The sequence below is a fragment of the Paraferrimonas sp. SM1919 genome (assembly GCF_010993985.1).
In the GTDB taxonomy this organism is placed as follows: domain Bacteria; phylum Pseudomonadota; class Gammaproteobacteria; order Enterobacterales; family Shewanellaceae; genus SM1919.
In genome coordinates this window covers 42,365-68,448 of record NZ_WINH01000017.1, presented here as the reverse complement: position 1 = coordinate 68,448, position 26,084 = coordinate 42,365, and the positions used below count along the sequence as shown (strand labels likewise).

At 42.3% G+C, this 26,084-nt stretch carries 27 protein-coding genes; 17 read left to right on the top strand and 10 right to left on the bottom strand.

Annotation, left to right across the window (positions count from 1 at the left end; translation table 11 throughout):
- Window positions 1-35: 35 nt before the first annotated feature.
- A complete protein-coding gene (gene purU / locus GFB48_RS11560; RefSeq protein ID WP_163935644.1) occupies window positions 36-890 on the bottom strand; it encodes a formyltetrahydrofolate deformylase in 855 nt (284 codons plus the stop codon).
- Window positions 891-975: 85 nt separating this feature from the next.
- Window positions 976-2,127 carry an acetylornithine deacetylase gene (argE, locus tag GFB48_RS11555; protein WP_163935641.1) on the bottom strand — a complete coding sequence of 384 codons (1,152 nt, stop codon included), beginning with the start codon at window positions 2,125-2,127 and terminating at the stop codon, window positions 976-978.
- 194 nt (window positions 2,128-2,321) lie between these two features.
- Between argE and argC the strand changes: the two genes are divergently transcribed.
- The 5 genes from argC to argH are packed head-to-tail and all read left to right on the top strand — an operon-like array spanning window position 2,322 to window position 8,110.
- Window positions 2,322-3,326 carry an N-acetyl-gamma-glutamyl-phosphate reductase gene (argC, locus tag GFB48_RS11550; RefSeq protein WP_163935639.1) on the top strand — a complete coding sequence of 335 codons (1,005 nt, stop codon included), beginning with the start codon at window positions 2,322-2,324 and terminating at the stop codon, window positions 3,324-3,326.
- The gene (argB, locus tag GFB48_RS11545) at window positions 3,323-4,102 is read left to right on the top strand and encodes an acetylglutamate kinase (protein WP_163935636.1); all 780 of its coding nucleotides are present in this window, start codon (window positions 3,323-3,325) and stop codon (window positions 4,100-4,102) included. Before argC ends, argB begins: the two co-directional genes overlap by 4 nt.
- 1 nt (window position 4,103) lies before the next feature.
- Window positions 4,104-5,015: an ornithine carbamoyltransferase gene (locus GFB48_RS11540; protein WP_163935634.1), complete on the top strand. Its 912-nt coding sequence runs from the start codon at window positions 4,104-4,106 to the stop codon at window positions 5,013-5,015.
- A 2-nt stretch (window positions 5,016-5,017) separates the two neighbouring features.
- Window positions 5,018-6,226: an argininosuccinate synthase gene (locus GFB48_RS11535; RefSeq protein WP_163935630.1), complete on the top strand. Its 1,209-nt coding sequence runs from the start codon at window positions 5,018-5,020 to the stop codon at window positions 6,224-6,226.
- A 3-nt stretch (window positions 6,227-6,229) separates the two neighbouring features.
- Complete coding sequence (gene argH, locus GFB48_RS11530; RefSeq protein WP_163935626.1) at window positions 6,230-8,110, top strand: argininosuccinate lyase; 1,881 nt, start codon at window positions 6,230-6,232, stop codon at window positions 8,108-8,110.
- Between the two features lie 126 nt (window positions 8,111-8,236).
- On the opposite strand, the gene GFB48_RS11525 is transcribed toward argH, so the two are convergent.
- Both GFB48_RS11525 and GFB48_RS11520 read right to left on the bottom strand, forming a co-directional pair.
- Window positions 8,237-8,701, bottom strand: coding sequence for a CreA family protein (locus tag GFB48_RS11525; RefSeq protein WP_240464864.1), 465 nt, complete (start codon window positions 8,699-8,701; stop codon window positions 8,237-8,239).
- On the bottom strand, window positions 8,679-11,360 hold the full coding sequence (locus tag GFB48_RS11520) for a penicillin-binding protein 1A (protein ID WP_163935623.1): 2,682 nt from the start codon (window positions 11,358-11,360) through the stop codon (window positions 8,679-8,681). Before GFB48_RS11520 ends, GFB48_RS11525 begins: the two co-directional genes overlap by 23 nt.
- A 167-nt stretch (window positions 11,361-11,527) precedes the next feature.
- Between GFB48_RS11520 and pilM the strand changes: the two genes are divergently transcribed.
- The 9 genes from pilM to GFB48_RS11475 all read left to right on the top strand — a co-directional run bounded on the left by pilM (window position 11,528) and on the right by GFB48_RS11475 (window position 20,252).
- Complete coding sequence (gene pilM / locus GFB48_RS11515; protein WP_163935620.1) at window positions 11,528-12,586, top strand: type IV pilus biogenesis protein PilM; 1,059 nt, start codon at window positions 11,528-11,530, stop codon at window positions 12,584-12,586.
- Window positions 12,573-13,151 carry a PilN domain-containing protein gene (locus tag GFB48_RS11510; protein WP_163935616.1) on the top strand — a complete coding sequence of 193 codons (579 nt, stop codon included), beginning with the start codon at window positions 12,573-12,575 and terminating at the stop codon, window positions 13,149-13,151. The genes pilM and GFB48_RS11510 overlap by 14 nt, the downstream gene beginning before the upstream one ends.
- A complete protein-coding gene (locus tag GFB48_RS11505; RefSeq protein WP_240464863.1) occupies window positions 13,141-13,755 on the top strand; it encodes a type 4a pilus biogenesis protein PilO in 615 nt (204 codons plus the stop codon). Before GFB48_RS11510 ends, GFB48_RS11505 begins: the two co-directional genes overlap by 11 nt.
- Before the next feature lie 2 nt (window positions 13,756-13,757).
- Window positions 13,758-14,267 carry a pilus assembly protein PilP gene (locus GFB48_RS11500; RefSeq protein ID WP_163935613.1) on the top strand — a complete coding sequence of 170 codons (510 nt, stop codon included), beginning with the start codon at window positions 13,758-13,760 and terminating at the stop codon, window positions 14,265-14,267.
- A gap of 1 nt (window position 14,268) precedes the next feature.
- The gene (locus GFB48_RS11495) at window positions 14,269-16,266 is read left to right on the top strand and encodes a type IV pilus secretin PilQ (RefSeq protein ID WP_163935610.1); all 1,998 of its coding nucleotides are present in this window, start codon (window positions 14,269-14,271) and stop codon (window positions 16,264-16,266) included.
- 246 nt (window positions 16,267-16,512) lie between these two features.
- On the top strand, window positions 16,513-17,028 hold the full coding sequence (aroK, locus tag GFB48_RS11490) for a shikimate kinase AroK (RefSeq protein WP_163935607.1): 516 nt from the start codon (window positions 16,513-16,515) through the stop codon (window positions 17,026-17,028).
- A gap of 9 nt (window positions 17,029-17,037) precedes the next feature.
- Window positions 17,038-18,117 carry a 3-dehydroquinate synthase gene (gene aroB, locus GFB48_RS11485; RefSeq protein ID WP_205597724.1) on the top strand — a complete coding sequence of 360 codons (1,080 nt, stop codon included), beginning with the start codon at window positions 17,038-17,040 and terminating at the stop codon, window positions 18,115-18,117.
- Between the two features lie 14 nt (window positions 18,118-18,131).
- Window positions 18,132-19,430: an AAA family ATPase gene (locus GFB48_RS11480; RefSeq protein ID WP_163935604.1), complete on the top strand. Its 1,299-nt coding sequence runs from the start codon at window positions 18,132-18,134 to the stop codon at window positions 19,428-19,430.
- A complete protein-coding gene (locus GFB48_RS11475; RefSeq protein WP_163935601.1) occupies window positions 19,431-20,252 on the top strand; it encodes a Dam family site-specific DNA-(adenine-N6)-methyltransferase in 822 nt (273 codons plus the stop codon).
- On the opposite strand, the gene GFB48_RS11470 is transcribed toward GFB48_RS11475, so the two are convergent.
- From GFB48_RS11470 to GFB48_RS11460, 3 genes are all read right to left on the bottom strand, one after another.
- Window positions 20,242-20,418: a DUF2970 domain-containing protein gene (locus GFB48_RS11470; RefSeq protein ID WP_163935598.1), complete on the bottom strand. Its 177-nt coding sequence runs from the start codon at window positions 20,416-20,418 to the stop codon at window positions 20,242-20,244. The genes GFB48_RS11475 and GFB48_RS11470 overlap by 11 nt on opposite strands.
- 3 nt (window positions 20,419-20,421) lie before the next feature.
- Window positions 20,422-20,634, bottom strand: a complete 213-nt coding sequence (locus GFB48_RS11465) for a hypothetical protein (RefSeq protein ID WP_163935595.1) — start codon at window positions 20,632-20,634, stop codon at window positions 20,422-20,424.
- 93 nt (window positions 20,635-20,727) lie between these two features.
- The gene (locus GFB48_RS11460; RefSeq protein ID WP_163935592.1) at window positions 20,728-21,357 is read right to left on the bottom strand and encodes a TorF family putative porin; all 630 of its coding nucleotides are present in this window, start codon (window positions 21,355-21,357) and stop codon (window positions 20,728-20,730) included.
- Between the two features lie 131 nt (window positions 21,358-21,488).
- Between GFB48_RS11460 and rpe the strand changes: the two genes are divergently transcribed.
- From rpe to trpS, 3 genes are read left to right on the top strand one after another with little or no spacing between them, the layout of a single operon-like run.
- Window positions 21,489-22,160, top strand: a complete 672-nt coding sequence (rpe, locus tag GFB48_RS11455; protein WP_163935589.1) for a ribulose-phosphate 3-epimerase — start codon at window positions 21,489-21,491, stop codon at window positions 22,158-22,160.
- 12 nt (window positions 22,161-22,172) lie between these two features.
- Window positions 22,173-22,862: a phosphoglycolate phosphatase gene (locus tag GFB48_RS11450; protein WP_163935587.1), complete on the top strand. Its 690-nt coding sequence runs from the start codon at window positions 22,173-22,175 to the stop codon at window positions 22,860-22,862.
- 4 nt (window positions 22,863-22,866) lie between these two features.
- Window positions 22,867-23,865 carry a tryptophan--tRNA ligase gene (trpS, locus tag GFB48_RS11445; RefSeq protein ID WP_163935584.1) on the top strand — a complete coding sequence of 333 codons (999 nt, stop codon included), beginning with the start codon at window positions 22,867-22,869 and terminating at the stop codon, window positions 23,863-23,865.
- 64 nt (window positions 23,866-23,929) lie between these two features.
- Here the strand turns inward: trpS and GFB48_RS11440 are convergent, their stop codons facing one another.
- The 3 genes from GFB48_RS11440 to GFB48_RS11430 all read right to left on the bottom strand — a co-directional run bounded on the left by GFB48_RS11440 (window position 23,930) and on the right by GFB48_RS11430 (window position 26,075).
- Window positions 23,930-24,814 (bottom strand): hypothetical protein, encoded by an 885-nt coding sequence (locus GFB48_RS11440; RefSeq protein WP_163935581.1) that lies wholly within the window; start codon window positions 24,812-24,814, stop codon window positions 23,930-23,932.
- A gap of 107 nt (window positions 24,815-24,921) precedes the next feature.
- A complete protein-coding gene (locus GFB48_RS11435) occupies window positions 24,922-25,488 on the bottom strand; it encodes a BON domain-containing protein (protein WP_163935579.1) in 567 nt (188 codons plus the stop codon).
- A complete protein-coding gene (locus GFB48_RS11430) occupies window positions 25,488-26,075 on the bottom strand; it encodes a phosphoheptose isomerase (RefSeq protein ID WP_163935578.1) in 588 nt (195 codons plus the stop codon). Before GFB48_RS11430 ends, GFB48_RS11435 begins: the two co-directional genes overlap by 1 nt.
- Window positions 26,076-26,084 lie beyond the last annotated feature (9 nt).

The window sequence follows — 26,084 nt, the reverse complement described above, 5'->3', positions numbered from 1 at the left end:
GAAACGCTAAGGTTCAATCGTTCCAAATTGTAAATCTATTCGAATACTAAGGTGCGCTTGCCTTGGATCAACACTCTATGCTGCGAGTATGCCCTAAGGGCCCGGGCAAGTACCAATCTTTCTAGATCTCTGCCTTTGCGCTTTAGGTCTTCGACCGTATCTTTATGACTGATGCGTACAATATCCTGTTCGATAATCGGCCCTTCATCGAGTTCATTGGTGACGAAGTGACTGGTGGCGCCAATAATTTTTACACCTCGATCGAACGCCTGCTGGTAGGGGTTACCGCCAATAAAAGCAGGTAAGAAAGAGTGGTGAATATTGATGATGCGATGTTCAAAGGCACTAATAAACTGCGGCGATAAAATTTGCATATAGCGCGCCAAAATAACAGTATCAATTTGATATTGCTCTAATAGTTCTATTTCTGCTTGCTCTTGCTCCGCCTTATTATCTTTATTGATATTAAATACATGAAAATCAATGCCGTACTGCTCGGCAATCGGGCGTAAGTCATCATGGTTAGAGACGATAAGCGGGATTTCAATGGGGAACTCTTGCTGCTGATAACGCCATAATAACTCTAATAAACAATGGTCATACTTAGAGACGAAAATAGCCACTCTTTGTTTATTCTGTAAATAGTTCAGTGACCAGTCGGCATTGATCTCTGCGGCTAGGGCGCTAATGGCCGCTTCAAGCTGGGCTTTGCTCAGGCTAAATCCTGCTAAATCAAAGGCAATACGCAGTGCAAACTTTTGCTCATCTGGATCAACATGCTCATCTAAATCGGTGATATTGCCCCCTCGTTCGAAGACGAAGTTGGCTAAGCGTGCCACCAAGCCATGTTGGTCGGGACAACTTATCAGTAATACAGCAGTGTCGGCCATGGGGTTTCCTTTTCAATCTTTTTGCTAAAGCTTATCCCTAGTGATTAAGCTTTAGCTAGTGATAATTGCGCATCACTATCTTGTCTTATTTGATGCAATTTTGATAAATCACTTCTTTTAAGATGGCGGTGGTTTTGGCTAGGTAGCCAGTGTCAATGTATTCGTTAGGCTGATGGGCCTGCTCGATACTGCCTGGACCAAAGACCACAGTCTGACAGCCAAGGCTCTGGATGTAGGGGGCTTCGGTTGCATAATTAACCACTTGTGGATGTTGTTGCGCTAATTGCGATAACTGCTCAACGATGGCGTCGTTGACGTCCCCTTTGAAAGACTCACTACCGGGATAAAGGGCAAAAACATCGACAGCATTCGGGTACTGTAATGAAATTGGCGCCAGTGCTTGTCTCACCAGTTCTTCTAAGTCCTGTAGCTTCATCCCTGGCAGGGGTCTTAGGTCAATTTGCAATTCACAGCAGCCGCAAATGCGGTTAGCGGCATCTCCGCCTTTAATCGCACCAAAGTTCAAGGTTGGGTAGGGCACGCTAAAATCATCTTGTTGGTATTGTTGTTTTAATTTGTCTTTGAGCTTGATGAGCTCACTAGTGACTAGATGCATCACCTCGATAGCGTTAAGCCCTGCCTCAGGATCGGAAGAATGACCACTACGACCATGTATTCTTATGCCAGTAGCCATATGACCTTTATGCATATAGACAGGGGCAAGTCCCGTCGGCTCACCAATAATAGCTAGCTCTGGGGTTACATCCTTTAAGGTGGTTAGCGCTTTTGCCCCAGCCATGGTGGTTTCTTCATCGGCACTGGCAAAGATATAGATAGGTTTTTGCAGCTGAGCCAAATTAAGTTCAGAAAGGGCTTCTATGACTAATGCGAAAAAGCCTTTCATATCGCAGGTTCCCAAACCATACCAACGATTGTCTTTATCGGTCAGGGTGAAGGGGTCACTATCCCAACCCTGTTGGTCATAGGGCACGGTGTCAGTATGTCCCGCTAGCATTAGGCCGCCAGCACCTGTACCCAGCTTAGCAATAAGGTTTTGCTTATTACGGCTATTAGCAACGCTTTGGCGTTGGCAATCAAAGCCTAAGTCAGTGAGCCAACTTTCTAATAGGTCGAGTACTGGACCATTATCGGTATCTAACGCGGCTTCTAAGGCACTAATAGAAGGAGTAGCAATTAATTGCTGAAACTTAGTCTGCAGACTTGGTAGTTTTTTCATATAAATAATTATTCATTATTGTTGCATAATATTTTAATAGTGTTAGTCTAACAGCATCAACAGCAACTTGACCAGCACACAAATGTTTTTAACTCATCAATCAGCGTTTAATTTATCCGTAAAACGACGACGATAATCAGCCAAAAAAGAATAGTTAATAAGGTTAGATTAAGTAAATTTAGGTTACGGATAAAATGAAAAAAATTGCCATTGTGGGCGCGACCGGATATGCCGGCGCACAACTTGCTCAATTAATACAAAATTCACCATTAGAAATCACCCTTGCTGGGTTATATGTCTCTGAAAACAGTGCAGATAAAGGTAAGAGCTTAAATAGTCTTTACCCAAGCTTTGCCGAGCTTGACTATCAAGTGCAGCCGCTCACTCAAGATGCCAAGGCGCAAATCTGTCAACAAGCCGATGCGGTCGCTCTGGCTACCGCCCATGAGGTGAGTTTGACATTAGTGCATGAGTTTATTGAAGCGGGCTTAAGTGTGTTTGATTTAAGCGCGGCTTACCGCATGCAAGACTTGGATGTTTATCCAAAATGGTATGGTTTTGAACATCAACACCCACAACTGCTTAAAGAGTCAGTTTATGGCCTAGTAGAGTGGGCCAAACAAGATATCACTAAGGCGAAAATGATAGCCGTCCCTGGCTGTTACCCAACCGCCTCATTATTGGCATTAAAACCAATTAAATCGCTACTCGATGAAAACCAGTGGCCAGTCATTAATGCGGTTAGCGGCGTTAGTGGTGCGGGGCGTAAAGCGTCGTTAAATAGCAGTTTTTGTGAAGTATCACTAACCCCTTATGGTGTACTATCCCATAGGCATCAACCTGAAATTAAGGAGCATTTAGGCGCTGATGTGATTTTCACTCCCCATCTTGGCAACTTTAAAAGGGGCATCTTGGCCACCATTACGGTCAAGCTTAAAGCGGGAACGAGTGCGGCGGATGTTGCCCAGGCGTTTAACTGCTACGACGGTGAGGCAAATGTCATCGTTAAGCAAGGGGTGTTTCCTAAGGTTGATGATGTTGTCCATTCAAGCCGATGCCACATTGGTTGGCAGCTCGATGAAGCTTCTGGGCACCTAGTTATTGGCAGCGCTATCGACAATTTAATGAAGGGGGCAGCAAGCCAAGCCTTTAACTGCATAACAATTCATTATGGCCTTGAGAAGGGTAGTGCCGCATGAGTGATTCAGCATTAGTGATTAAAGTTGGCGGTGCCATGCTTGAAAGCCCAGCGGTTACTGAGCAGTTTATGCAGGTCCTTGCCCAGCTACAGCGTAGCCAAGCGGTGATTTTGGTTCATGGTGGCGGTGCTCAGGTAGATAAACAACTCGCGGCCAATGGCATGCAAACCCAAAAGCTTGATGGTTTACGTGTTAGCCCTGCTGAGCAAATGCCGATTATTGCCGGTGTGCTTGCGGGCACTGCGAATTCGCTGTTAGAAGCCGCAGCGATTAAGGCTGGAATGAAAGCGGCAGGCTTAACCCTAGCGGCAGCAGGCATGACTTCGGCCAAAATTAAAAATGGTCAACTGGGTCATGTCGGCGAAGTGATGGCTAATGAAGCGGGTCTATTGAATTACCTGTTAGCGAATCAGATTATGCCAGTGATCTCTTCTATTGCCGTGGATAACCAAGGTCAGCAACTGAATATTAATGCCGATGATGCGGCAATGGTGGTTGCCCAGCTGGTTGGCGCAAAATTAGTATTGCTGTCAGATGTGCCAGGGGTATTAAACGCCGATAAGCAATTAATCCCTAATCTTAGCGCTACTGCAATTAATGAGCTTATTGATGCGCAAGTGATTCAAGGTGGCATGCAGGTAAAAGTTCAAGCGGCGTTAGCGGTGGCAAACCAATTAGGGCAAGAAGTGATTATTAGTTCTTGGCAGCAACCACAACAATTATTATCAATTTTAAGTGGCGACAGTGTTGGTACCGCCATTTTACCGGAGGCTTAACATGGAAAACTTATTAAGCATTAAAGATTTAACCCAAGCGCAGTTTTTTGAGCTGATTGAACTTGCCCAAACCATTAAGAATAATCCTAAGGATTACAATCAAGTATTAGCAGGCCAATCGATTGTTACCATCTATGAAAAGCCTTCTTTGCGTACTCGCTTAAGTTTTGATATTGGCATTAATAAATTGGGTGGTCATGCGGTTTATATTGACCAGCAAAACGGTGCCATGGGTAAGCGTGAGTCAGTGGCGGATTTTGCCAAAAATATTTCTGTGTGGGCCGACTGTATTGTGGCCAGAACCTTTGCCCACTCCACCATTGAAGAGTTGGCAGCAAATGCCAAGGTTCCTGTGGTTAACTCATTGTCAGATCTTTATCACCCGTGTCAGGGCATGGCGGATTTTCTAACCTTAAGTGAAAAATTTGATGATTTAAGCAAAGTTTCTTTAGCTTATGTCGGTGATGGTAATAATGTTACCCATTCACTGATGTATGCCGCAGCTCAAGCAGGCTGCACTATGAAGGTAGTATGTCCTAAGGGCCACTTTCCGGATGCTGAAATTACCAATGAAGCCCAAGCCATCGCCACTAAAAATGGCGGTTCGATCGAGTTAAGTACAGACTTGGCGGTATTGAATGGTGTTGATGCTATCTATACCGATACTTGGATTTCAATGGGCGACAGCACCAAACTTGAGGATATCGCCGCTAAGTTTATGCCGTACCAAGTGAATCAACAGTTGATGGACACCACAGGTGCAAAATACTTTATGCACTGTGCGCCAGCCCATTTAGAAGAAGAAGTTACAGCACAAGTGTTTAATGGTGAGCAGTCATTAGTACTGAACCAAGCGGAAAACCGCATGCATGCTCAAAATGCCATTTTAGTTAAATTATTAGGGAACAAATAAAGATGTCTGCAATTAAGAAAGTCGTATTAGCGTATTCTGGTGGTCTTGATACTTCGGCCATTATTCCATGGTTAAAAGAAAAGTATGATTGTGAAGTGATTGCTTTTGCTGCTGATGTCGGTCAGGGGGCAGAAGAGCTAGCAGGCATCGAAGAGAAAGCTAAACAGTCGGGCGCGTCAGCCTGTTACGTAGTGGACTTAAAAGAAGAGTTCGTTAAAGACTACGTTTACCCAATTTTAAAAACCGGTGCAGTCTATGAAGGTAAATATCTGTTAGGTACTTCTATGGCTCGCCCTATTATTGCCAAAGCACAGGTTGAGCTGGCACTAGAACTAGGAGCTGATGCCCTATGTCACGGCTGTACCGGTAAAGGTAACGATCAGGTGCGTTTTGAGAGCACCTATGCCGCGCTTGCGCCGCAATTAAGTGTGATTGCTCCTTGGCGTGAGTGGGAGATGCGTTCTCGTCCTGACTTACTCAACTACCTAGCCGAGAAAAACATTCCAACTACCGCTTCTGCGACCAAAATTTACAGCCGTGATGCCAACGCTTGGCACATTTCCCATGAAGGTGGTGAGCTAGAGGATCCTTGGTGCGAGCCAACGGAAAAAGTATGGACTTGGACTTGCTCTCCAGAGCAGGCTCCTGACCAAGCTGAATATGTGAAGGTAAAAGTTGAAAATGGCCAAGTTGTCGCGGTTAACGATCAAGCATTAACCCCATATCAAGCACTGTGTGCCTTAAATGATCTAGGTGCCAAGCATGGTATTGGTCGTATTGATATTGTGGAAAACCGTCTAGTCGGTATGAAGTCTCGTGGTTGTTATGAAACTCCCGGCGGTACCATTATGAATGAAGCCCTTCGTGGCGTGGAAACCTTAGTGCTGGATAAGTCTGCACTGCATTTCCGTGAATCTATCGGCCTGGATTTCAGCCATGTGTTATACGATGGTCGTTGGTTTACACCACTGGCAAAAGCACAACTTGCTGCGGCAGCCTCTCTGGCTGAGCTTGTGAACGGTGAAGTAGTGATTAAGCTGTACAAAGGTCATGCGGTCGTGGCTCAGCGTCAGTCGGATAACAGCCTATATTCAGAGGCTTTTGCTACCTTTGACGAAGATGAAGTGTACAACCAGAAGCATGCAGAAGGCTTTATTCGTCTGTTCTCATTATCGTCAAGAATTGGCGCACTAAAGCAGCAGGAGAAATAACTCATGGCGTTATGGGGAGGCCGTTTTAGCGGTGCAGCGAGTGATTTATTTAAGCAGTTTAATGACTCATTACCAGTGGATTTCCGCCTGTTAGAGCAAGATATCACAGGCTCTATGGCTTGGGCTCGAGCTTTAACTCAAGTGGATGTTTTAAGCGAGCAAGAGTGTGCTCGTTTAACTGAAGCTTTGACACAGATATTAAAAGAATTTGAGAATAATACGGCGGTAATGCTGGCCAGTGGCGCCGAAGATATTCACAGCTTTGTTGAGTCTCAATTGATTTTAAAAGTGGGCGATCTTGGTAAGAAATTGCATACAGGCCGTTCCCGTAACGATCAGGTGGCAACCGATCTAAAACTTTGGTGTAAAGCCCAAGCGGAAGAAACTCTAAAGCTGCTCATTAAATTGCAGCAAGACATGATTAATCTGGCTCAGCGTGAGAGTGATTCTGTACTTCCTGGCTATACCCATCTACAGCGTGCACAGCCGATTACTTTTGGTCATTGGTCACTCGCTTATGTGGAAATGATCGAGCGGGATATTACTCGCTTAAAAGATGCTTACGAACGATTAGATGTATGCCCATTAGGCTCCGGTGCCCTTGCTGGTACGGCGTATCCTATTGATCGTCAGGCATTAGCCCATTCCTTAGGGTTCAGGCAGGCTACCAATAATTCTTTGGACGCCGTTTCTGATAGAGATCATGTGGTGGAATTATGCAGTGCTGCAGCAACTTCGATGATGCATTTATCACGAATGGCAGAAGATTTGATTTTCTACAACTCTGGTGAAGCTAACTTTATTGAGCTATCCGATTCGGTCACCTCTGGCTCTAGCTTGATGCCACAGAAGAAGAACCCAGATGCCCTAGAACTTATCCGTGGTAAAGCGGGACGTGTTTACGGTGCGCTAATGGGCATTCTAACCACAATGAAAGCCTTGCCAATGGCCTATAACAAGGACATGCAAGAGGACAAAGAAGGCCTGTTCGATGTGATGGACACTTGGGCTATATGTTTGAAAATGGCTTCTAAAGTGGTTGAGGGCATGAAGGTTAACAAAGCGGCGGCCTTAGCTGCTGCCCAACAAGGCTATGCTAATGCTACCGAGCTTGCTGATTACCTTGTTTCTAAGGGGATGCCATTTAGGGAAGCTCACCATGTTGTAGGTGAAGTGGTGGTGTTTGCCATTGAGCAGCAAAAAGCGCTGGAGGACTTTACCCTACAAGAGTTACAGAAGTTTTCAGATATCATCCAATCGGATGTGTATCAGCATCTGACTATTGATGCCTGCTTAGATAAACGTAATGTTCAAGGCGGCACTTCATTAAAGCAAATCCAAAACGCCTTAAATGACAAGATAGTGCCAGTAGAACAACCAAACTTAAGTTCTACTCAGCTGCGATTAAATGCCCATAAAGCAGAAATGTTACAGGTACGTGCGGCGCGCTTATCAGATGTTGATTCGATTACCCAAATTGTTGCCCATTGGACAAATAAGGGAGAAACCTTACCGCGACCAAGGGATACTGTACTGAGAGATATTCTTGATTTCGCCGTTGCCGAAAAAGATGGTGAAGTCGTGGGCTGTGCCTCTTTATATATCTATGGCACCGGTTTGGCAGAGCTGCGTTCGGTCGCTATTGATGAAAATCATCATGGCCATGGCCAAGGTAAAGCTCTGGTTGATTACATGCTTAATAAAGCAACGGAACTTGAGCTGCAGCGATTGATTGTTCTCACTCGGGCACCTGAATTTTTCGCTAAAGTTGGTTTTACTGAAACTGACAAAGAAACGTTGCCAGAGAAGGTAATGAAAGATTGTGACCTTTGCCCGCGTCAACATGCTTGTGACGAGGTCGCCATGGAGTATGTTCTTAGTTAGCACATCTGGACAGCAGTGCCCTTGGCAGAGGCAATATGCTCAAAAGCTAACGCCTTTGGCTATAATCATTGCGGTCTAGAGTTGTGCGCCATAAAAATAAAAGAGGCTTAATTGCCTCTTTTTTCATTACCAAGCTTGAGTACCATATAATGGCACAGTGCTTAAACTGTGCTTATGACTGCCTTGGGATTCTTTAGTCGAATAAGATACATACAATAAAGTCTGTTGTTGTTTGTCGTAGATACGTCTTATTTTTAGTGACTTAAACAAAATACTCTTAGATTTTTTAGCTATAACTTCACCAGCACTGGATTGCTCGATGTTGGCAATCATTTGCTTAGTAATGGGGCCCGTTTGGCGGCAAGCAATTGACATATCAGATGGGTCAGCAAAATCTAAATCGGCATCTATATGGCTGATGTGGCAGGTTACTCCAGTAACCACAGGATCTTGAAATGCTTCAATTTTGATATCTTTGGTAGTAAATAAACCTAAAGAAACTTGCCCGACGGAGCTATCACCACAGGCAGTTAAGCCTGTGGTGAAAAGGCTTGTGGCCACAAGCAACTTACCTAAAGAGTTCATCTTCATAATTACCTTCTTGGTCATTTATTGGATTGACCAGTTGTGGCTGAGCATACTCGGTTGGCTCAGTACCACTTACAAAATATTCAAACTGGCTGGTATGATCCGTTTTATTGGATAATAGACCTGTTGCATTATCAATTCTGACAGAAATAATGTTTGCTGGTACATGCATCGGTAACTCAGGGGTTCCAGCTAATACGTCTGCCATAAAGTTGTTCCATGCGGGACCGGCGGTTTTGGCTCCTGATTCGCCACCCACAATTTGGCCACGATGAGCATTAGCATTCCAGCTGGTTCTTCCTAATTTTCGATTGTGATCATCGAAACCTACCCATACTGTGGCGGCTAATTTAGGATTGAAGCCAGTGAACCAAGTATCTCTTGCGTCATTGGTGGTACCTGTTTTACCCGCAATATCATGTCGATTAACAGTATCTTTTGCTCGCCATGCTGTACCATTCCAACCTGTGCCCATTGACCAGTCACCCCCTCCCCAAATTACTGACTTCATAGTTTCATGCAGCAAAAATGCGGTGCTTTCATCCATGACTCTTGGGGCAATTGTCTGTGGGTGCCTATAGCATTGACCAAAGGGTAAATTGTTCGCTAATTGCGGTGACAGTGGTTCATCGGTTTGATCAAAATCCATTTCAATAATGGATTCATCAACAATGCATTGATGACATGCGACGACGGGATTGCTCAGTTCTAAAATATTATTATCAGCATCCACAACGTGGTCGATAAAATAGGGTTGAACTAAGAAACCAGAGTTAGCAAAGCTTGCGAAGGCGGTGACTACCTCAAGAGGTGTGGCAGAACTGGAACCTAAAGCTAAAGTCTCATCTTTGGGCATTTTAGCCGGATCAAAACCAAAAGCGCTAAGTTTATTGATGGCGTTGTTCAATCCAACACTTCTTAATAAACGAATTGCCATCACATTAACAGATCGCGCTAGACCGACTCTTAACCGTGTTGGACCACCATAAACATCAGGGGAATTAGTTGGTCGCCAAGCGACTCCTTGTGACCGGTTCCACTGGGTGATTGGTGCATCATTAATGATGGTGGCTAGGGTTTGTCCCTTTTCTAAGGCAGCCGCATAAATAAATGGTTTTATATTGGAACCAATTTGACGCTCAGCTTGAATTGCTCGATTGTATTGACTTTGTTTAAAGTCAAAGCCACCAACTAGGGATTTAATTGCACCATCGAATGGATCGATACTCACCATTGCACTCGTTACGATAGGAGTTTGGCTTAGCTGCCATTGTTGTTGATGGTTTCTGACATAAACAATATCACCAGGGCTTAACACTTCTTTAGCTTGGCTTGGTGCATTACCTTGTTTGGTATCTGAGACGTAAGCTCTAGCCCATTTAATCCCATCCCAATCCAAAGTGATTAGGTCATTGTTTCGGGTTACAACTCGTGCCGATTGTTCTGCAACTGCAATGACGATAGCCGCTTGCTGATCATTAATATCACGGTAATTTTCAAGCTGCTTAGTCACCGCGCTTAGCTGCTGCAGTAAATCCACCTGATTGGTTGCTCTGTCGTTATTGAGCTCCTCCCCCTCGGTTCTGGCTTGCTGATTTAAAGGCGATTGCTGTTCATTTTCCAATTGGCTATTGGCGTCCGTTTGTTCAAGCAATAGATTTACAATCGCTGGTGGCTGATCTGTTGGCCATGCTCTGCCAAGCGGGCCACGATAGCCATGACGCATATCATAGTCATAAAGATTTTCCCTCAATGCTTGCTGGGTAGCGAGCTGAGTTTTTGAATCTATGCTGGTGTAGACCGCAAAGCCTTTAGTATAAGCTTCTTCTTCACCATGCTTGGCAACCATATAATCTCGTGCCATTTCTGAAATATAAGGGGCATAAAGATCAATCTCAGCACCATGATATTTAGCAGTAACGGGTTCAGATTTTGCCTGCAGGTATTGTTCTTGAGTAATGGCGCCAGTGGTTAACATCCTCCCAAGAACCACATTTCTTCTAGTCAGGGCTCTGGCTGGGTTGCGGATGGGGTTGGCTGCCGAAGGTGATTGGGGTAAACCAGCGATCATGGCCATTTGCGCTAGCGTTAATTCAGAAACGTCTTTGCCATAATAGACTTGGGCTGCGGCACCGACACCATATGCGCGATTACCTAAAAAGCTGCGGTTTAGATACAGTTCTAAAATTTCTTGTTTAGATAAAAGTTGTTCTATATGAAGAGCAATAAAAATTTCTTTAACTTTGCGTATGTAAGCTTTTTGGCGAGTTAAGAAAAAGCCCCTCGCAACCTGCATGGTGATTGTTGATGCTCCTTGGCTCTTACGTCCCGTCGTTGCCACCACAATAGCTGCCCTGATCACGCCAATTGGATCAACACCTTGGTGCTCAAAAAAACGAGCATCTTCGGTAGCTAATACTGCATCAATCAAAGGTTGAGGTATTTCTTCGTAATTAAGCGGTATACGGCGCTTTTCTCCAAATTGGGAGATTAATAAACCATCCTTAGAATAGATTCTAAGTGGGGTTTGCAGTTGTTTATTTTTAAGAACTGTTACATCTGGTAGATCGGGTTTGACGTATAAATAAGCACCGACAATAGCACCAATGCCGAGCCCGACCGAAATTAAAATAAGGAGACCTAAACGCTTAATCCACTTCAAGATAGCTGCCCTAATATATTGATAAGTAAAGTATATAAATAATCCCCTGAAGCAGGGACATTTTACCGCTATTATTATCTATAGCGACCATAAAAGCGATAGTTTACTCATTTTTACATCATCTATTAAGTGCTAACTCGGCTTAATGCAGGATAGGTACAGTTTCAATGAAATGGTTAAAAGCACCGGCTAAGTTAGGTTTAGGTCTTGATATTGGCTCACACCAAATCAAAGTAGTGTTGCTTGAGAAGACTGCTAAAGGGCATTCGCTGCTGCATTGTTTTATGGTTCCGTTACCCGAAAACACGATTATTAATAATGAAATTCGGGATATAGAATTATTTAGAAGCGGTTTGCTGGTGTTGAGGAGGCGTTTGCCTCAGAGGCTTCCTATTACAGCTATCGCGGTCTCTGGTTCAGGGGTGATGAGTAAAGTCATCACCATGGACCCATCCTTATCAGATCAAGACATACAGTGGCAAATCCAAGCACAAGCGGACACGCTAATTCCTTTTCCGTTGTCAGACGTTTATTTTGATTACGAACGACTTAATCCCGCTGAAGCTCAAGGTAAATCAGATCGGGTTCTGCTCAGTGTGAGTCGAGTCGAGTTAATTGATACGAGAATTGAGGTCCTCAAAGAATTTGCTGTCGATGTCGAAATTGTTGATATCGAATCACATTCTATGGTGCAGGCGTTATTATTGTTAGACCCTAAACATTGGCAAGCTAAGGTGACAATGATTCTCTGCCTTGGGCATCAGTCATTACAGTTAGCCATGGTTAATAATGGGGCCACTGTTTTTACCGCCTATGATGCCATTGGTTGTAAGCAATGTCTTGAGCAATTGAATGCCTTTCTCCCGGATCCTGAACACAGCCTCACTTCATTGGCTGATGTGGCAGTAGATGAACACAATCAGCCAATAATTCAGAGTTTTATAAATGAACTGATAATGCAAGTACACAGAGAATTGCAAATGTACTTTTCCAGTGCCGTAAATCATACACTTGATAAGATTTTTATCTGTGGTGGCGGTGCCAAATTGAATGGCATTGTTGAGAGTTTATCGGAAAGTTTTGCGGTACCTGTGGAGCGCTTAAACCCCCTTAATAGTGAGCACATTATTACAAGTAAAATGGAGGAAATGACAGAAAGTGATCTCAGTCAATATGCGATAGCGTTGGGTTTGGCGTTAAGGGGGCTCAATCATGGCAAGAATTAATTTACTGCCTTGGCGAGAAAAACTTAAAGAGCAACAGATGAGGCATTTTTATACGTTAATATTCGTCTATTGTTGTTTTGCAATAATGCTCTTAGGGTTTTGGTGGCTGGCCATTAATTCCTTTACTGCTGATCAGCTTTTACGCAATCAATATCTAGAGGATGAAATTGCGTTAGTTAACATTAAAATTACTCAAATACAAAAGATTCAAAATCGTAAGTTAGATATAGCGCAGCGAGCCGATATTATTTTGCAGTTACAGCGAGAACGAAACTTACCGACTCAGGTATTTATTGAATTAGTTAAAGTGGTTCCTACAGGAGTGACACTGACCAAAGTAAATAAACTAGGCACAGAATTGATTATTGAAGGCTGGAGCACATCCAACAATCAATTGTCCAATATGATGCGCGCCATTAAAGCGTCTAAATGGCTTAATGATCCTCAAATTAATTCTATATCCAATAAAGAAAAAATGCCCACTAGTGGTAAGCGTTTTTTGCTGAATGTGACCATTGTTAATGTGAACACAGATGATCAACAGGGAGTAGCCGATGCTTCTTGAACGTTTGAAGTCCAAGTATATGACTGCTGGTTGGGTATGGGAGGATATTAGCAGTTGGCCTACTTGGTTAAAGCATGTTGCCGCTACGGCAGCTTTAATCGTAGTCGTGTTCATCGGTTATTGGTTGGTTTTAAATCAGCAGCAACAACAGCTTGAGCGATTACAGCAAAAAGAAACAGAGCTCAAAAACGAATTTAAACAAAAGTATCTGCTATCGATTTATTTACCTCAATATCAATTTCAACTTGATGAACTCGAATTGAGGTTAGAAGGGTTGCTAAAAATGCTACCTTCACAAAATGAGATGCCAGAGTTGATCGACGACTTGACTTATGTGGCTACAGAAAGTGGTTTAAACATCGTTTCGATGGATTGGCTCAACTCAATCGATCAGGGCTTTTATCGAGAGTTTCCAATTAAAATGGTATTGAGAGGAGATTATCATCAATTAGGTCTGTTTGTTGCCGGCGTTGCAAAGCTTTCAAGAGTTGTGTCGCTGCACGACCTGACTTTAGAACAAAAAGGGCAATTTATTGAGATAAGGATTGAGGCAAAAACATATCGATTTATAGAAGGTCAACCGTTAACTAAGGCAGCAGGCTAGTGATGAAGTTAATCATTTTTGTGTGGATGTTGGTGCTCGCTGGATGTGGCCAAAATCAAACTGATTTAAGTCAGTATGTTAATCAAATTAAGCAAAGCCCAGTGAATCCACTCGAGCCACTAGCGGCTCCTAAAACATTCATTCATGTGAGTTTTAATGTGACTCATCTGCGCAGTCCTTTTGGTGTCGAATTTCAATCCCCTCAACAATTGCAAATGGCTAATAATTGTCAAGTAAGTGCTGTGCAACGGATTAGGCAGCCTTTAGAAAAATTTGCCCTATCAAGTTTGAAAATCGTTGGTGTTTTAAAAGCCGCAGAGCAACTAAATCTACTTGTTTATGCTCCAGATGCTAAAGTTTATAGAGTGACAAAGGGGCAATACATGGGACTTAATCAGGGGCAGCTTATCTATCTAGATACTTCGCTCGCTACCTTGCAAGAATGGGTAACTGACTCAGCAGGTTGTTTGCAATCCAGAACAACCAATATTGCAGTAAATATTGAGGAATAACATGGCTGTTTTAAAGTGTTTTACCTGGCTGTTTATCACATTGATGATAACTTATAGCCCAACAAGCTCGGCTAAACAAGCGCTAACAGCGGTGACAGTCCAAGGCTTGATAGAAGGGCAATTGCAGTTGTCTTTTCAGTTTAATCAAGCAATCCAAGATTCAGATATTAAACTGGATACGAGCGGTCCCCAGATCACGCTAAAATTTTTAAACACAGAGCGTGATAAGCAAATAGAAAACTTTAGTGGAGGTGGAAAACTCCTTAAACAGATCATTTATTCGCAGCAGGGGTTAGATCTAGTCGCAGCGATTGAGTTGCAATCACTACAATCGATGTATACCAAAACCAATGGTAAAACTTTTACTTTAATGATTAATGATCGGTTTGGCGAAGCTAGTGCCCATAATAAAATTGTTGCCATAGATTTTCAAAGTGTTGAACAACAACCTCAACTTAAACTTCGTTTCGAAAATAGTCAGATTTATACAAATCCAACCCTTAAGCCGCAATTTTTGGCGCTTGATTTCTATGACACTAATTTAACCAAAGAGCTTTTATACATTACTGATGTAAAGGAATTCGCAACGGTATTAGATCAGTTTGAAACTTTCACTCAGGGAAATCATAGTCGAATCGAATTCAATTTTAATCAAGAGTTCGGATATACCCAGCAGCAACAGGGCAATGAGCTATTGTTGACCTTTTCTAAGAAACACAAAGTCGCAACTCAAAATACTTTTTCAGGAGAACTGGTATCCCTTAATTTTCAGGATATCCCGGTCCGAAATGTGCTGCAGATCTTGGCTAACTATAATCAAGTTAATTTAGTCGCCAGTGATTCAATTGAGGGTAATATTACCCTCAATTTAGAGGGGGTGCCTTGGCAACAAGCATTAAATTTAATTATGAGAATTAAAGGCCTAGCCCAAAGGCAAGAAGGCAATGTGTTGATGATAGCGCCTAAGGATGAGTTTAACGCTCAAGAAGCATTTGATCTGCAAGCTCAACAGCAAGCTCAGGAAATGTCCCCTTTGGTCAGCGAGCATATGCAGATTAATTATGCTAAAGCTCAGGAGATAGCGAGTTTATTGAAAGGGGGACAATCCAATATGCTTTCTGCACGAGGTTCTGTGGCTGTTGACAGTAGGACCAACACCTTACTGATACAAGATACTCGTAGCAAAATTAATGAAATTGCACGATTGATTAAAGTGCTTGATGTTGCCGTCAGACAAGTGGTTATTGAGTCAAGAATGGTTACAGTGAAGGATGATATTTCTGAAGATTTAGGCATTAGGTGGGGTTACAGTGCTAAATCAGGGGATTTTGCCACTTCTGGAAATCGATTTGCTGCAGACGATATTTCTGCAGGATTGGTGCCGGCCCTCACGGACAGGCTGAATGTTAACTTACCCGCCGCTCCTGTGAGTGGGTCACCTACGACATCGATAGCATTTCAAGTAGCGAAACTCGCTGATGGTACTTTATTAGACCTTGAACTCAGTGCCTTAGAACAAGAAAGCAAAGGAGAGGTCATTGCCAGTCCGAGGATCACTACCGCCAATCAAAAATCTGCTTACATCGAGCAGGGGGTTGAAATACCTTTTGTCAAAGCGACCTCGAGTGGCGCTACCTCGGTCGAGTTTAAAAAAGCCGTGTTAGGCCTTACTGTGACTCCGCATATCACCCCAGATAATCGGATTATCTTAGACTTACAAATATCTCAAGACAGTCAAGGTAAAACCGTGGATACACCACTTGGCCCGGCAACATCAATCGATACCCAAAGAATCGGCACCCAAGTGCTGGTAGATAATGGCGAAACATTGGTTTTAGGCGGTATCTATCAGCAACAAATCATTCAAAGGGTCTCTAAAGTCCCAGTATTAGGAGATATTCCATATTTAGGGGCCTTATTTCGTAATAACAGTAACTTAAATGAAAGAAGGGAGGTATTGGTGTTTGTCACCCCTCGAATTGTGACCGAAGAGTTCTAGTTTAAGCAGAGGTAGCAACTCGCCATCATTAAAGCGACTATTTATAAAATTTTTAAACTAAAGCATTAAACTTTTTAACTTTTAGATGCGTTACGGTATTTATTCTGGATATCTGCAAGATTGCTATTGCCAAAACATCAATGATGCTGAGATAATTCCCCGTCACAATTTTACGAGAGTGAGTGTGAAAGTCGGCAATTTAGCCGAACCTTTAATGAAACATATAGAATTAGACGTAATAATAAAATGGCCGAAAAACGTAATATTTTCCTTGTAGGCCCAATGGGTGCTGGTAAAAGCACAATTGGTCGCCACCTAGCTCAAATGCTTCATTTAGAATTTTTTGACTCAGATACTGAAATTGAGCAACGTACTGGTGCGGATATCGCATGGGTCTTTGACGTTGAAGGTGAAGACGGGTTCCGCAAGCGTGAAGCTAATGTCATCGAAGACTTAACTGCCAAGCAAGGCATTGTACTTGCAACTGGTGGTGGTTCAGTTGGCACTAAAGAAGTGCGTAATTTTTTATCTGCTCGCGGCATTGTTGTGTATTTAGAAACAACAATTGATAAGCAAGTTGCTCGTACTCAAAGAGATAAGCGACGTCCTCTACTGCAGGTTGATGAACCTCGTAAAGTATTAGAGGACCTTGCTGAAATCCGTAATCCACTTTATGAAGAAGTTGCTGATGTCGTTGTTCGTACCGATGAACAAAGTGCTAAAGTGGTGGCGAATCAGATTATTGATAAATTAGGCTTTTAAGACTTGTAAATGATGGAACAGATCCAAGTTGATTTGGGGGCAAGAAGCTACCCTATATTTATTGCTGAACAAGTGCATCTTGATAAGCAATTGTTAGCGCAATGTATACGCACCAATAAGGTAATGGTTGTTAGCAACCAAACTGTTGCCGCTATCTACTTGGAACCATTATTTAAAGTGTTGTCTGCTGACTATCAGGTTGATACGGTAGTGTTACCTGATGGTGAGCAGTACAAAAACCTTGAGCATCTTGACCATATCTTTTCTGCACTGCTAGAAAAGTTTCATAGTAGAGATACCACATTGATCGCTTTGGGAGGAGGGGTTATTGGTGACATGACAGGTTTTGCAGCCGCATGTTATCAAAGGGGAGTTGACTTTGTTCAAATTCCAACGACTCTTTTAGCGCAAGTCGACTCATCGGTAGGCGGCAAAACGGCAGTTAATCATCCTCTTGGCAAGAATATGATAGGTGCTTTTTATCAACCTCAAAGCGTGCTTATTTCAACATCCAGCCTTAGCACCTTACCCGAACGAGAATTTGCAGCGGGTATGGCCGAGGTTATTAAGTATGGCATTATTTGGGATTATCAATTATTTTGCTGGCTCGAAGACAATGTCGCGCCATTAAAGAAATTGCAACCAGAAGCATTAACACATGCAATTAAACGTTGCTGTGAAATTAAAGCCGCTGTGGTAAATCAAGATGAAAAAGAGCATGGCGTTCGTGCTTTACTTAATCTTGGTCATACTTTTGGACATGCTATAGAAGCGCAGATGGGCTATGGTAACTGGTTACATGGTGAAGCCGTTGCCGCAGGAATGGTGCAAGCGTGTCGCTTTTCGGTGAAACAAGGGAAAATGGATGCTATTCAATTGCAACGTGTTATTGCTTTGCTTGAAGCATTTAATTTACCCGTTGTGGGCCCAAAGGTTATGCAAGTAGAGCAATATCTACAGCATATGCGCCGAGATAAAAAAGTATTGAATGGTGTTATACGTTTGGTTATTCCAACCAAGATCGGCCATGCAGAAGTAATAGACAATTATGATGATGCTTTGATAGCTTATGCTATTGCACAATCATAATTAGGAAATTAGCAATGCAGGATCTGTTGCTACCAGAGCAGTTACAACTAAAGGAAAGGCTGTTACATGCCATTCGTTACAGTCTGCAAACTGTAGTGATTGAAGGCGCCCAAGGTTCAGGTAAAACCTCTTTGGCCAAACAGGCTCTAGAATCTTTAGATGAATATAACCAAGCCTGGTTGCAGTGTCCTAAGCATATGACAGACAAAGAGCTGAGACAAAAGGTTTTGTTTCAGTGGTACTCTAATGCGCTATACGACGATCAATTAACATTAGAGCAAAATCTATTAGCCCATCCACCAAGTAGGCTTCAAAGGCATGTTATTTTTCTAGATGATGCAGACAACCTGACTCACTCTCAATTACTAGAGTTACTTAGGTTAGCACAAACAGATATTGCCATTGCGGTGGTATTGCTGTGGAGTAAAAGGCCGAGCTTTTTTAATGTATCTTCTGAATTAATTTTCAAACTTGAGCCCTTGGCACTAGCCCAAAGAAAACTACTGTTTGAGCAAACCTTAAAAAATGCCAATGCTGAGATAGACTACACTGAGGACTTGCTAGAATTCAGGTTAAAAAATACTTCCGGTTTTCCTGCTGATATTATTTTTCTTGCTAAAGAAGCAATAGCCAACCCAGAGGGGTTTAAGCAAAGAAAAGGGCGCTTAATTGCGAGTATGCTGATCAGTGTTACATTGATTATTGTGATTATGGTCAGTGCTTGGCTTATTTTGCCAAGGTTGTCACAACAACCTATTGCTGAGCAGCAGTTTGCAAAGCCAATAGTCGCAGCTGAATTTAAACCTGAAGTTATCTCTACTAGTGTTAATTCTAAAGCAATAGATACAGCAATAAATTCCACAGAACCCAAGTTATCAATCGCTGCCGAAAGTGGATCGGTAAAAGCGGACGTTGAGCCAATGTTGACTGAAACAGTTGCCCAAGTCACAGATAAGGGGTTGGCAGCAGAACGACCAATACCTGAGCCTGCTAAGGGAGCTGTAAAGCTGATGGTTGAACCTCAGTCAAAAATAAGTTTACCGCGCAATGGTTATACTTTGCAGTTAGCAGCGGTTAAGGAGTTAAAATCTTTACAACCGCTTATGTCTTCAATGCAGTATCAGCAGCACTGGGTAATTAAAACTAATCAAATTTATATTCTTTTGGTGGGCCATGTCGCTGATTCGGCAACAGCGAATAAGTTGAAACAATCCGATCCAAATATGAAATCAGCCTGGATCAGACCATGGTCTAAAGTGGTCGAATTACAGCCTGAAATTATCTCCGAAACTGCCCCTAGAGCTAAGCTTTAAATGATTAAAAAACAAAGAGCCTTTTTAAAGTGGGCAGGTGGCAAGTATAAGTTAGCCGACAAAATTTTAGATTTATGTCCACAAGGCGAGCGTCTAGTTGAACCATTTGTTGGGGCAGGATCGATCTTCTTAAACAGTAATTATAAACATCATATTCTTTGTGATATCAACAAGGACCTTATTGGGTTGTATGAGTTAGTAAAAAAAGATGTAGATGAATACATTTATCATTCTAAGCAGCTTTTTAATGACGAAAATAATGATAAGCAAAGATATTACCAGTTTAGAGATAAGTTTAATCAAAGCAATGACAAACTAGAAAGAGCTGTTTTGTTTTTATATTTCAATCGTTTTGGTTTTAATGGTTTGTGTCGTTACAATAAAAGTGGTGGTTTTAATGTTCCTTTTGGCTCATACAAACGGCCATATTTTCCAGAGGCCGAATTAGTCGCTTTTGCAGAAAAAGCACAAACTGCTGAGTTTCATTGTATCGGCTATCAACAAGCTTTTAAATTGGCGCAGCCGGGGGATGTTATTTATTGCGATCCACCTTATGCTCCGCTATCGACCACAAGTAATTTCACTACTTATGCCAGTAGCGGCTTTAGTCTGGATGATCAAGCTCAGTTAGCGGTTGAGGCAAGACAGAGTGCCTATGAAAATGGTGTGCCAGTGGTGATCTCAAATCACGATACAGTACTTACTAGAGAGTTATACCACGGAGCAAAGTTGAGCTCTATTGAAGTGCAACGTAATATCAGTCAAAAAGCGACAACTCGGATTAAAGTGCCAGAGTTAATTGCCCAATATATTAAGCAGTAATAATTGTAACGACTGCCAGCAGCAAGATGATAAAAATGGCAGTCACTAAAATACCAGAGATAATAAAAGGCATAACAGAGGGTTGATTAAAGTCCAGCTGCCTATTTGATTCAGATTGAACGCCAAACATTGCAGCGAGGGCGCTTTTCAGTGGGGAAACTTTCATAGACTAAAGTAAACTTTGTTCGTTGTTTCCATAGAGTAGCTCAATTAATTCTAGGAAGTGGCTTAAATAAGACTGATTGTCAGCTTTCAGCCATTTGCTCCAAGATAGGTCATTAATATTTGCATTTACGGTTTCATGGCAGTTAGCAATGGGCAAATCTTGATAGACTAAAAGCAATATGCAGATAGTAGCCACAATAGTGATCTTTTTAATCATCGTTCCCTCTCTTCAGTTGTTCTCTTAATGGTAATACCAACTACTATTAAGTTATCAAACAAAATCACCTATGGCTACTTTTTGAGCGATTGCTTAGAAGTTTATGTTCACCCCAGCAATAAAGGCTTCTTTCGAAGTTTCGTGATAAACAGCACCGGCAAATAGATCAAAGGTATCATATAGGGTGTAATTAAAATTAGCCCCTAAGTCATAATTGTTTTTACCTGAATTAGGTTGCTTTTGGCCAGCATGTAAATCTAACGTGAAATCATCGCTAAATTCCACTCCATAGTTTAATTCATAATAATATTGCTTTTCATGTTCATCATAATGAAAGCTAAAACCGAGCCCTAGATATTCGAGATTTGCGTTCCATTCTGTAGTGTGTCCTCCGGCATCCACATAATGGTAACGAATCACCCCAAAATCGACATAGAGATCATCGGTGATGTCAAAGCCATAACCACCAAACCAATTTAATTCGACATCATTTTTGTTGTCATCGGTTTTATAGTTAGAGCCCCAAGCGCCAACATAAAGACCAGAATCATGTTCATAGTCTAAACCAGCTTGGAATGCCGGATTGTTGTTTGTTTGACTTTCCCCACGAAACAGATAGTTACTGGCACCTGTTATGTAACCAGAAAACTCCGCTTGCGCGTTTTGTGAAAATGTAACACCGCATAAGAATGTACCTAAAAGGTAAATATGTTTGTTTTGCATTTTAAATATTCCTATATGAATGATGCTCGATAAGTATAGTCAGAAAATAAAAATTTTTTTTGGACCAGCTTAATTGATTGCGCGTCTGGTTTTATAGACAATAGGGTTATTCCAAATATTAGGTAATTAATATGAAAGATTTCATTATCGCCCCATCCATTTTGTCTGCTGATTTCGCCCGTCTTGGTGAAGAAGTTGAAAACGTATTATCAGCAGGAGCAGATGTCATTCATTTTGATGTAATGGATAATCATTATGTACCTAATTTAACTTTTGGCCCTATGGTATGTAAGGCATTAAGGAATTATGGTATTGAGGCTGATATTGATGTTCATTTGATGGTTGAACCCGTAGATGACATGATTGAGCAGTTCGCCAAAGCGGGTGCTTCAATCATTACTTTTCATGCTGAAGCTTCTAAACACATTGACCGATCTTTACAATTGATTAAATCCCATGGCTTAAAAGCTGGTTTAGTATTTAATCCCGCAACATCATTACACTATTTAGATCATGTTATGGATAAACTTGATGTGATTTTATTGATGTCAGTCAACCCCGGTTTTGGTGGCCAATCCTTTATACCAGCGACTTTAGCTAAGTTAAAGCAAGTACGTGCTAAGATCGATGCTAGTGGTTTTGATATACGTCTAGAAATTGATGGCGGTGTAAAAGTAGATAATATCGCTGAAATTGCCGCCGCAGGCGCAGACATGTTTGTTGCCGGTTCAGCAATTTTTAATGAACCCGATTATGCTGTTGCGATTGCACAAATGCGCAAGCAGTTAGCCGCTCTTAAATAAGCCAAAACAGTAATGAATATAAATATTAAAGCCATCGCCTTCGATTTAGATGGCACCTTAGTCGATAGTGTCCCTGATTTAACCGCAGCGTTGAATGACACTCTTAAAGAGCATAATCTTACTCCGTGTGAGCTTGAGCAGGTACACAGTTGGATAGGTAATGGTGCAAGGGTATTGTTAACTCGTGCGCTGACTTTTGCATTAGCCAAGCCACCAACAGAGCAATTATTGGCAGAATTATTACCAAAGTTTTTAGATTATTACGACCATCATTTAGAGCAGGCCACAGCATTGTTTGATGGCGTAGCTGAAACTCTCGATAGTTTACAGAAAATGGGGCTTACTTTAGCTGTGGTAACCAATAAACCCTATCGTTTTACCCCAAAGTTGCTGGAGGCTTTAGGCATTGCGCATCATTTTAGCTATGTATTGGGAGCGGACTCACTAGAGCGCATGAAGCCAGATCCTTTACCATTGCAGCATCTATTAGCTGAAATTGGGATTAATAATACACAATTGCTAATGGTTGGCGACTCAAAAAATGATATCCTATGCGGCCAGGCTGCAGCTGTAGACACAATAGCTGTGACGTACGGTTATAACTATGGTGAATGCATTACTGACAGTAATCCTAACCATATTTGCCAGCATTTTAATCAAATATTAGAAGTCCTTAAACTGAATTATATAACGGAGTGTTAAACCAATGACTAAGCCAATTGTATTGAGTGGTGCGCAGCCTTCAGGTGCTTTAACCATAGGAAACTATATGGGTGCATTGCGTCAATGGGTGCAAATGCAAGATAGTCACGATTGTTTATACTGTGTTGTTGATTTGCATGCGATTACAGTGCGCCAAGATCCCCAAGCTCTTCGTGAAGCGTGTCTAGATACGTTAGCTTTGTATATTGCTTGTGGCGTAGACCCTAAAAAAAGTACCGTATTTATTCAATCACATGTGCCTGAGCATACTCAGCTTGGCTGGGCGTTAAACTGTTACACCCAAATGGGTGAGCTAAATCGCATGACCCAATTTAAGGATAAGTCGCAAAAACATGCTAATAACATTAATGTTGGCTTGTTTGGCTACCCTGTCTTAATGGCTGCAGATATCTTGCTTTATCAGGCCAATGAGATCCCTGTCGGCCAAGATCAAAAGCAACACCTTGAGCTTACCCGTGATATTGCGACTCGCTTTAATAATATTTATGGCGAAACCTTTGTTGTTCCTGAACCTTTTATTCCGCCAACGGGGGCTAAGGTGATGTCACTGCAAGATCCGACTAAGAAGATGTCTAAGTCAGATGACAACCCAAATAATATTATTGGCCTTTTAGAAGATCCTAAAAAGATCATCAAGAAAGTAAAAAAAGCAGTGACAGATTCTGAGGAGCCACCAGTGGTTCGTTTTGATGTTGAACAGAAACCAGGGGTTTCAAACCTACTGAGTTTGCTATCTGGTTGTACAGGTAAATCGATCAAAGCGCTAGAAGCAGAGTTTGAAGGTCAAATGTACGGTCACTTAAAGGTGGCTACAGCAGAGGCTGTTGTGGCGATGTTAGAGCCAATTCAAGCTCGCTATAAAGAAATTCGTGCTGATGAAGCTTACCTTGAGCAAGTGATGAAAGAGGGGGCGGAAAAAGCCCGTGCTCGAGCACAAAAGACCATTAAGGATGTTTACCAGAAGATTGGTCTGATTGTATAAAGGTGAGTTACTCAATGAAAAATGCCGAGTTTAAGCTCGGCATTTTTGTAGTCAGTAAATGTAATTAAAAGCGGATCATCGAGCTCAGCATAAACTGCTTACGATCACCCAAGCCGCCAACCTCAGCTTGAAATGAGTAGCGCTTATTAAGTTCCCAAGATCCGCCGAGTAGACCATTCCATGCTTGTTTACCAGAAAGATCCGCATTTAAAGTGCCAAGGTTTGCTGGCAGTGCAGCCGTTAAAGTTTGGTCAACATTAATGTACATAGCGCCTATCCAAAGCGTCCCTGTACCATAGCCAGTGGAATCAAAAAGTAAACCCACTCGAGGGGTGACCGTTAGCGTTTGAATGGCATTGGTGCCGGTGTTTAACTCAGAGCGGGTGGCATTGCTATCGATCATGGCAAAGAAGCTTTTATAGCCTCCAGCAATAGTTAATCCACCCCCGTAAGTAATGCCATCATAATCGGTTTCAAAGGCGATGGTTTCATCAATATCTAGCATGGTATCCTTGATTGTTACTTGGGCCTTCATGGTGCCGGAAGTGTAACCAAGCACGCCATAGACATTTAAAAAAGGAAAAATCCAAGCATCTAGGCGACCGCTAATCACGTTATCGACGGAACTTGCATTGGCTAAACCAACAGATTCTAATTGGGCTCCATCGACTTTGAGGTTATCTACGATGAGACCTTGATCCATATGCATCCAACTGATAACTCCACCAAAAGGCAGGGGCAAGTCATAGCCCCTTTTTATTGCTTCATCACGCCAAAAGGGCAGTGCGGTGGTCACTGGTTGATAAATGTTTTCTACATGCTGTGGGTTGCCAAGATAATCTTTGTCTTTGATGACCGTTTGCCCAGCTGTGCTGATACTTGAGGTACCTTGGGAAAGGGCTGTTAAAGGGCAAAGAAACGCCAGCAACAAAAGTCGGGTAAGGGTCATTATTAGCCTTAAGTGTAAAGTTAAATATTAACAATAATTTAAGACTAAAAATAACAAAACTGCCAAATTAACGATGGCAGTTTATCAGTTATCAAGCTCGTGATTGCTTACAGTGTGAACTCAAAAAAGCGTACCACTTTTCTGACCCCAGTGGTATTACGAGCAATATCAACAGCTTTGCTAGCGTTACTGCTGGTAACCAAGCCTATTAAAAAGACTTCGCCGTTCTCCGTAACGACCTTGACCCTGGAACTGTCTATTCCGGTTTTGGCGATTAATTGAGTCTTAATCTTGGTGGTAATCCAAGTGTCATTTGTGCGTGTAGCCAAGGAGGTTGGATTACCAATTCGAATTCTATCGTAGATAGATTCAGTGAGATCTAAATCCTGAATGATTTTCAGAATCTTTTGTTTTAGAGGGTGAGTCGGCACTTGGCCAACCATCAACAGCTTGTTGTTAATTGCATGCAGGCTAATGTTAGTATGTTCTTGAATTTCGGGATGCTCACCAAGGGCGTCAGATAATTTCGCTTCTATGGTTTTATCATCCACTTGAGTCTCAATGGAACGCTTATCATTGGCGACTACGGCAGTACTTGCTGCCCCAACTAACACTAGACCAGCACATCCTTGTATCAAAAATATTGTTAGTAATATTAGAGGCAGCCGCAACATTATTCTTCCTCAGGAAACAGGGTGCGATCAATGCTGTCACACAGACAGTGAATTGCCAGTAAGTGAACTTCTTGGATTCGTGCGGTGCGGTGGCTTGGCACTCGAATTTCTACATCGTTGGCACTGAGCAATCCGGCCATAGGACCGCCATCCTTACCAGTTAAAGCCACTATGGTCATGTCACGACTTAGTGCCGCTTCCATTGCCTTAATAACGTTGGCTGAATTGCCACTGGTTGAGATAGCCAGCAAGATATCACCCGGTTGACCTAATGCTCGAATCTGTTTTGAGAACACTTCTTCATAACTGTAATCATTGGCGATAGAAGTTAACGTAGATGAATCAGTGGTCAATGCAATCGCTGGTAGACTAGGGCGTTCAGTTTCAAAGCGATTGAGTAATTCAGATGAAAAGTGCTGGGCGTCTCCGGCACTGCCCCCATTACCACAAGATAAGATTTTATTACCATTTAGAAGGCAATTAACCATCATCATAGCCGCTTTTTCAATTGCCTCAGGCAGTGCTTCGCTGGCATCAATTTTGGTTTGAATAGATTCGGTAAAGCTTTCTTTGATACGTTCTAACATGGGATATCT